Annotated in this window: 7 protein-coding genes; 5 read left to right on the top strand and 2 right to left on the bottom strand. The window is 56.7% G+C overall.

Annotated elements, in window-relative coordinates:
• Positions 1–1,366 (bottom strand): ComEC/Rec2 family competence protein (locus tag VAE48_RS04585; protein WP_322792144.1); only part of this gene is annotated, 1,366 nt, incomplete at its 3' end.
• 6 nt (positions 1,367–1,372) lie between these two features.
• A complete protein-coding gene (locus tag VAE48_RS04580) occupies positions 1,373–1,981 on the bottom strand; it encodes an isoprenylcysteine carboxylmethyltransferase family protein (protein ID WP_322792143.1) in 609 nt (202 codons plus the stop codon).
• A gap of 120 nt (positions 1,982–2,101) precedes the next feature.
• On the opposite strand from VAE48_RS04580, the gene VAE48_RS04575 reads away from it, so the two are divergent.
• From VAE48_RS04575 to VAE48_RS04555, 5 genes are all read left to right on the top strand, one after another.
• A complete protein-coding gene (locus tag VAE48_RS04575) occupies positions 2,102–3,391 on the top strand; it encodes a CSLREA domain-containing protein (RefSeq protein ID WP_322792142.1) in 1,290 nt (429 codons plus the stop codon).
• Positions 3,392–4,105: 714 nt separating this feature from the next.
• On the top strand, positions 4,106–5,890 hold the full coding sequence (locus VAE48_RS04570; RefSeq protein ID WP_322792141.1) for a GAF domain-containing sensor histidine kinase: 1,785 nt from the start codon (positions 4,106–4,108) through the stop codon (positions 5,888–5,890).
• Between the two features lie 20 nt (positions 5,891–5,910).
• Positions 5,911–6,741, top strand: coding sequence for an alpha/beta hydrolase (locus VAE48_RS04565; RefSeq protein ID WP_322792140.1), 831 nt, complete (start codon positions 5,911–5,913; stop codon positions 6,739–6,741).
• 71 nt (positions 6,742–6,812) lie between these two features.
• Positions 6,813–7,280: an HIT domain-containing protein gene (locus VAE48_RS04560; RefSeq protein WP_322792139.1), complete on the top strand. Its 468-nt coding sequence runs from the start codon at positions 6,813–6,815 to the stop codon at positions 7,278–7,280.
• Positions 7,281–7,306: 26 nt separating this feature from the next.
• Positions 7,307–7,714: an OsmC family protein gene (locus VAE48_RS04555; RefSeq protein WP_322792138.1), complete on the top strand. Its 408-nt coding sequence runs from the start codon at positions 7,307–7,309 to the stop codon at positions 7,712–7,714.
• The last annotated feature ends 216 nt before the right edge of the window (positions 7,715–7,930 follow it).

Below are 7,930 nucleotides of genomic sequence, written 5' to 3'. Positions count from 1 at the left end.
CGAGCAGCTGACCGGCCGGCAGCCAGAGCATGCCGGCAATCAGCGCCAGCCCGCTCAACTGCATGACCAGCGGCTGCACCGGCAGGATGAGCGGGTTGGCGGCCAGCGCCGAAAGCGACAGGCGCCCGAATTGCGCCAGTACCACCGGCAGGGTGGTTACCTGCGCAGCAAGGGTGAACAGAAAATACTCCGAAACCGGCCAGGCAATCTGTCGTGCCAGACGAGGGGAAAAGCGGGCGGCTGTCCAGCCTTCAAAACCGCGCTGCAGCGGCTCGGCATACAAAATCAGCCCCAGCGTGGCAGTGAAGGAAAGTTGAAAGGAGGCATCCCACGGCAGCCAGGGGTTGAAGGCGGTCATCAGCGCCGCGCTGAATGCCAGCGGAGTCAGGCCGGCCGAAGAACGGCCGATCAGCCGCCCGAAAAGTGCCAGACTGCTCATCAGCGCGGCGCGCACCACGGCCGGGTTGGCGCCGACCAGCAGGGTATAAAAGGTGACTGCCAGGGCGGCACACACGGCCGCCCACCCGCGCGGCAGCAGCCGGCCGAACAATGCCAGAAACAGGCCGCTCAGCACGCTCATGTTGAAGCCGGAGATGGCGATGATGTGTGCTGTGCCGGTGTCCTGAAAGGCGCGCGCCAGACCGGCGGGCAGGTCGCGCTCCAGGCCGAGCAGGATGCCGCTCAGTAAGGCCGCTTCGGGTTGGGGGTAGAGGCGGTTGAGAGTCTGGTAGGCTAAACTTCGCAGGCTGTAGACCGCTTTCAGCAGCGAACTGCCGGCCTGCCCGCTTTGCGGCGTGGCGGCTGGATACATCAGGTAGGTGTAAATTCCGCGCCGAGCCAGATAGGCACGGTAGGAAAAAGTTTCGTCTTCGGGCGGGGTTTGCGGGCTGCCCCACACCCGCACGCGCTGACCGTAGTGCCACTCACCGCCCGGCGGCAGGCGCAGCAGGGCAGCCCCCTGCACCGGCTGGGTGTGATTCGTACCGGCCAGGCGGATATCATTGACCTGCATGGTCAGCAGAGTGGCATTTTCGCGGCGGTCGGGGTCGGTGGAAATCCAGCCGAGCAGTTCGGCTTTGCCGGTATCGTTGTAAAAAGCGAGGTGGCGGGGCGTAAAGAGGGGCTGGGCTGCCTGCCAGCGCCAGGCTCCCAGCAGCAGGGCAGCCAGAATCACACCCACCGGCAGCGGCAGAAAGCGGCGCAGAGCTGCCCAGCCGCGCCAGCGGCGGCTTATCCTGTCCTCCAGCAGCGCCAGCAGTACGGCTGTGCCCGCGCCTGCCAGCCAGAAAAGCGGCGGCAGGTGCAGGGCTGCGCTCAGCCCAACCCCTGCCAGAAAGGCAGCCGAGAGCCAGAGCAGCGGCGGCACGGCGGCTTACTCCGGCGGGCGGAACAAACGCGGCAAAAACGCCGGTGTGCGGCGGCGGTATTCGGCATAGGCTTTGCCGAATTCGTCCAGCAGTTTATCCTCTTCAAAACGCGAACCAATAATGAAATATAAGGTTACCCCGATATTGAGCGCCAGCAGATTCCAGCTCATCACCGGCATCAGCCAGAGGAAGAGCAGAGAACAGGTGTACAACGGATGACGCACCCAGCGGTACAGACCGCCGGTGACAAAGTGCGGCGGGCGGTCCAGCGCCGCCTGATCCATGACGGTATCCAGACCGATGAAGCGCATCGCCCCGGTTTGCGCAACGCCGTACAAAAGGCCGACTGCTCCGGCAATTTGCAGCAGACCGGTCAGCAGAAACCAGGGGAAGGGAATGGTGTAGATCACCCGGTCGGGCAGCAGCGCGGTGAGCGCCAGCGGCGGCAAAAAGGTGACTGCGCCGAGGATGGAAAAAAACAGGCGGTAATAACGGCGGATTTGAACCCCGAAGCGCGCTTCAGCCCAGCGCTTGACCCGCCGAGAGGCGAGCAGCGAGTGCAGCGCGCCGTAGAAGAACATGGAAAGAAGAATCAGCCAGAAAGCGGGGGTCATCCAGTTTATTTTAACCCCAATCTAAATTTTTAGAAAATTATATGAATGCGGACCCATATTGTTGAAATTCAACTCCAATCACGATATTATCCAATTTACATAAAAATTGGAGGAATTGACATGATAAACCTTCTGCGGTTCTTGAGGTTGTTTTGTAATCTCATCCTAATGGGCCTCACCATCCTGCAGCCTTCTCCAAAACCTGTGATGGCGGATGTTACCATCGCTGTAAACACCACCACTGACGAGCTGAACAACGACGGCGACTGCTCGCTGCGCGAGGCGGTGAGGGCTTCCATCACAAATTCTGTCGTGGATGCCTGCCCGGCCGGCAGCAGTAGCGATATGGATATCATTCATCTGGCGGAAGGCGTTTATACGCTGACTATAGCGGGTGCAAGTGAACACCTCAGCCTCACTGGCGACCTGGACTTGTCTGGGAAGATGAAACTAGTTGGCGCCGGCCGTGATACGACGATAGTTCAGGGCGGCGCCGGCTGGGGTGATCGCATCTTCGAAATCTTCCACACTGCCCCAAACACGGAAGTTACTTTTGAGAAAATGACCATTCAAAACGGCAGGCCGCCCAGTACCGAAAATGGAGGCGGTATAAACATCCCTGGTTCACACCTCGGTGCAGATAAAGTTATTGTGACCTTGAAGGAAGTCAGACTGCAAAACAATCTTGTTGAAAGGCCTGATGGGACGGGTGGTGGTTTGTCGGTATCAAATCCGGCTACGGTAAAAATCCTTGACAGCCTGATACAGAACAATAGCGCTGACCGAGGCGGCGGCGTTTTTGTCAATGCCGCCGAAATCCAGCGCAGCGTTTTTACGGGAAACCAGGCAGTCGCCGGCAGCGCTATCGGCATCGCGGGTGAAGCGGCATCGATTGAAAACACGACCGTCAGCGGCAATATTGGTGTTGGGGATACATTCCCATCAAAATTGTATGTAATTTATGTAGATGGTGGCGCAACGGTTACGATCAAGTATTCCACGATTGCCAGCAATAACACCGATTCTACTTGGCCCGGTATTCACGTATACCCTTCTACTCCTCCCGGTCAAGTTCAACTGATTGGCACAATTCTTTTTGAAAACGGAAATAAAAACTGTGGTAACCAAGGATTCATTTCCAACGGCTATAATCTCAGCAGCGACGACTCCTGCAATCTGACTCAGACCAGCGACTTAAAGAATACCAATCCGCTGCTCAATCCTCTTGGTTTCTATGGCAAGACGCTGCCCCACCATCCGCCGAAACCGGGCAGTCCGGCGGTAACCAGCCCCGGCAGCAGCTGCCCTGCGGAGGATCAACTGGGTACAGTGCGTCCTGCCTCCTCCTGCACGCGCGGCGCGGTGCAAAATGCTCTGGCGCTGCTTTACCTGCCGGTGGTCACCAAATAAACCGGCCCGGGCGGCGGGGGAGATTCGCTCCAATTCTCGTTTTCCGCCTACTACGGAAATAAATTGCTGGGCTGCTGGGGTGCTTGCTACCTCCGCAGCCCAATCGAAGATTTTCTTTGCCAAAAGAAAGGTGAGTGGATCGGGCAGGCCAGCCTTGTGGGGAAACGGAGATGGCTTTCTCAAAGTTCCCTGACAAGCCTGTCGTTTTCTTTCCATTTCACGCATTATTCTTTCCGCCAATGGGCTGAGCAAAATGGGGGATCTTTTTTCGCTCTTGAAAAGGGATTTTGGTTCTGATGACTCGGAATGTGCCCAAGCAACCCAAAAGAAAATGCCCCCTTCCCCAAAGAGAAACACCGTTGACATTAACCCCAGCGCAGCGTGGGTCGCAATCATTGCCCCCCTTCCCCAAAGAGAAACGCGGTAAGCGGACATGAGGCGTTGCGGGGAAGGGGGGCTTCGGGGGGTTGGGGTGAGCGGATGGGTTGTTCTTTATTGACGTTGATAGCCTGTGGTTTGTTCATTCGTGACTTTGGGAAAGCTATGGGCAAACGGACAGGGGGTTTAGAGCGCACGGGTGGAGGTCTTCGTATTGCGCTGACAGGCTGAGGTTGCAACCTTTTGATCTTTTGAGAAATCTTTGGGAATAGCAGCCGTTCACCTTGCAATTTTATTAGTCTATTTTTGGTTACAAATCGGTTATGATTTAAGGGTATGCGCAGAGCAGAATTTCCCTACCTGCCCGATTTGCTGGTACTGGCGCTGCGCTGGTTGGTGCTGGTGGTTTTCATTACCGTACAGGCGCTGGCCGGCATGCCCTCGGTTGCATTTTTGGGGGTGGTTGCCGCAGCCGCCGGCCTGAATTTGATTTTATCCATTCTGGCGGTTGCCAACACCCGCCTGCCGGCTCACCGGCTGATCGGCGTGGTGCTGGATGTGCTCATCAGCGCGGCCTTTTTCTACACCAGCGGCGGGCTGGGAGGAGCTCTTTCCTGGGCGGGGGTGCTGGCCATCCTCAGCGGAGCGCTGTACTATGAGTGGCGCGGTGCGTTCATCAGCGCTGTGCTGGTCACCGCGCTGGAAGCTGCCATCGCGGTGAGGATGATTGGCGCAGGCAGCCTTTCGGCGTATGCCCTGCCGGGGATGATGCTGTTGGGGATTCATGGGACGACCATGCTGGTGCTGGGGCTGCTCAGCCGGCGGGTGATGCGCCTGCTGCGCCTTCGTTACCGCAGTCTGCTGGCACTGCGCGAGGAAACCGAACGCAGGGCGCAGGTCAAAGAACGTAAACGGCTGGAAATTTTCTACTCAATGGTCGAAACGCTGAGCGCTACACTCAATTATCAGGTGGTGCTGGATAGCGCGCTCAACCTCAGCCAGAGCGCGCTGGGTGAGGAGAGTGAAACCAGCCGTTTAATCAGCGCGGTTCTCTTGTTCGAGGACGACCAGATGGTGATTGCCGAAGCGCGCGGGCTTTCACCGGCTGACCGGCGGGTAACATTCCGTGCCGAAGAGGGCGGGCTGGCGCAGGCGCTCAAAAGCGGACAGCCGCAATTGATCCCTGATCCGTCTGCCGATGCAGAATTAAAACACCTTTTGGCGCTGCGCACCTGTCAGGCGGCGCTGGTACTGCCGTTGCTGCGCGGCATGCAGATTTTTGGGGTGATGCTGTTTGCCCATCCGGAGTCGAAATTTTTTACCAGCGAACGCTGCGACCTGCTGGAAATGATCAGCCATCAGGTGGTGGTGGCCATTCAGAATGCCCGCCTGTTTGAGGAAGTGGAAAAGGAAAAGAATCGAATTTTGAGCGCACAGGAAGAAACGCGCAAAAAACTGGCGCGCGACCTGCACGACGGCCCCACACAACTGGTTTCGGGGATTGTGATGCGCGCTCAAATTGCGGCGAAAATGCTCCATTCTCAGGCGGATGAACTGCCGGGAGAATTGAAACGCATTGAAGACCTTGCCCGGCGCGCTACCCAGGAACTGCGTCACATGCTGTTTACCCTGCGGCCGCTGGCACTGGAAAGCGAAGGGCTGACCGCTGCGCTTCAGCAAATGGCGGATAAAATGAAAGAAGTCTTTCAGCAAAATGTGGCGTTGGAAATTGAGCCGCAGGCTGTGGAAGCGCTGGATCTCAACCGGCAGGGGGTGGTGTTTTATCTGGTGGAAGAAGCCGTCACCAATGCCCGCAAACATGCCCAGGCCAGCCTGATTCGCGTGCGGCTCAAGCGGCTGCCGGAAGATGCGCAGATGATCTTTCTGGAAATTGCCGACAACGGCAAAGGATTTGATTTAAATGGGGTCTTCAATTCCTATGAAAAACGGGGAAGTTTGGGTATGATTAACCTGCGCGAGCGGGCGGATATGATCAACGCCGTTCTGCGTGTCCAATCTGCACCCGGCAAGGGAACGCGTGTTCAGGTGGTCATACCCCTGGATGAAGCCGCGGTTGACCGTTTGCAGCGCGGACTGGCGAAAGTTCCTCAACCCAATTAACTCTGCACAGGAAAACTCAAATGCCCTTGACAGCCGGAATTGCCTATTCGCTGTATGAGGGGGGCAAAAGTGATCAAAAAGCCGTCATCCTGATTCACAGGGCGGGCGGCAGCCATTTGGACTGGCCGGCCGAATTTCGCCGGCTGATTGGTTACACCGTTTATGCGGTTGATCTGCCGGGACATGGGCGTTCCACGCTGCCGGGGTGTCAATCGGTTGGCGAATATGCCGACGCGCTGCTGGAATTTCTGGCGGCGTCCAACCGCTATCAGGCGGTATTTGTCGGTCATTCGTTGGGGGCAGCCGTTGCCATGCATCTGGCGCTGGAATTTCCTCAGCATGTGGCCGGTTTGGGGCTGTTTTCAGCAGCCGCCAGTTTCGATGTTCCGCCTGAACTGGTGGATTATCTGAGCAATCCTTCCTCAGCGCCGCTCGGCATTCGCCTGATCCGGGAGCGTTTGTTGATGAGTACCACCAACCCTGAACTGGCTGCCCGAACCATGAGCAGCCTGCAAAAAGTGCGCAGCAGTGTACTGTATGGCGACTGGCTTGCCTGCGCACAGTTTGATCTACGCCAGCGCGTCAGTCAGATTCAGGCGCCAGCTTATATTGCCTGCGGCAGCCTCGACCGCTTGACCCCGCCGTCGCGCTCTCGCTTTCTGGCGGAACACATGCCGTTCTCCCGGCTGGAAATTGTTCCGGCTGCGGGTCACCTGCTGCCGATGGAGCAGTCTGCCCTGCTGGCCGGACGATTGCGCGGCTTCTTGAGTGATCTGCAGGCTGCCCTGTACAACCCGGCTTTGCTGATCAAGCTGCCTAAAAAGAATGTCATTCAAAATGATGAAAATTGAAAAATAACTGGAAATCTACCCGCGGGCTGTGATACAATCGGCGCATGGATCACCTCTGGTCACCGTGGCGAATGAAATACATTCAGGGCAATGAAAAAAGCAACCAGTGTGTTTTCTGCGCCGCTCCACAGCAGGAAGACGGTCATGAAAACCTGATCATTGCGCGCGGTGAGCGCGCTTTTGTTATTCTCAATCGGTTTCCCTATACCAGCGGGCACATCATGGTCGTGCCGTATGACCACCAGCCCAGTCTGCCGGATCTGGACGAAGATACGCGAGCAGAGATTATCGAAATGCTCAACCGCGGGCTGCTGGTGCTTCAAACCGTGTATAAACCGGAAGGGTTCAACGTGGGGGCGAATATCGGCAGCGTAGCCGGGGCAGGGATTGCCGAGCACTTTCACTTTCACATTGTCCCGCGCTGGGCAGGTGATACCAATTTCATGTCCACACTGGCGGGTACACGCGTCCTGCCGGAGGCATTGGAGGATAGTTTCCGCCGCATCCGCGAAGGCTGGGCGGCTTTGTTTGAAAAGTAAAATCTAACAGTTCGAGGAGTTTTTGCATGGCATCTGCATTGGTACAGTGGATTGGCGGACAGCGGTTTATCGGCATTGATTCGACCCATCACTCGGTCGTGCTTTCCACGCCGGATGAAGGAGTCGGCATGAAACCGTCTGAAATGCTGCTGGTGGCGCTTTCGGCCTGCACCGCCGTGGATGTGGTCAACATTCTGCAAAAAAAGCGGATTGAACTGACTTTTCTGGAAATTAAAGCCGAGGCGGTGCAGGACAGCGATCCGCCGTGGACTTTTCGCAAGATTCACCTGTTGTACCGCCTGGGCGGCGAGGGTTTGACCCAGCAGGCCGTTGAACAGGCTATTCACCTTTCGGAAGAGAAATACTGCTCGGTTTCCAATACCGTGCGGGGAGTTGCAGAAATTACCTACTCGTATGAAATTGTCGAAAAATAAATCCAAAAACGCGGATTGTGGTATACTACCGGCAGGTATTTGAGCAAGGAAGGTGAGATGATCAGCAGCAACCTGTAAAAGCAGAATTGTTTGTGGCAGCGCCCGGCGCGCGCAGTGTTGCGGTTTCGTCCGAAGGCTTCTGCCTTCGGATTTTTGTATTCACTTGACAGGTTGCTGAAATGCTCAGTGTTCAAAATTTAACCAAATCTTACGGAA

Origin of the sequence: Bellilinea sp. (genome assembly GCF_034432615.1) — a bacterium.
In the GTDB taxonomy this organism is placed as follows: domain Bacteria; phylum Chloroflexota; class Anaerolineae; order Anaerolineales; family Anaerolineaceae; genus Bellilinea.
This window is presented reverse-complemented; position numbering and strand designations above follow the sequence as displayed.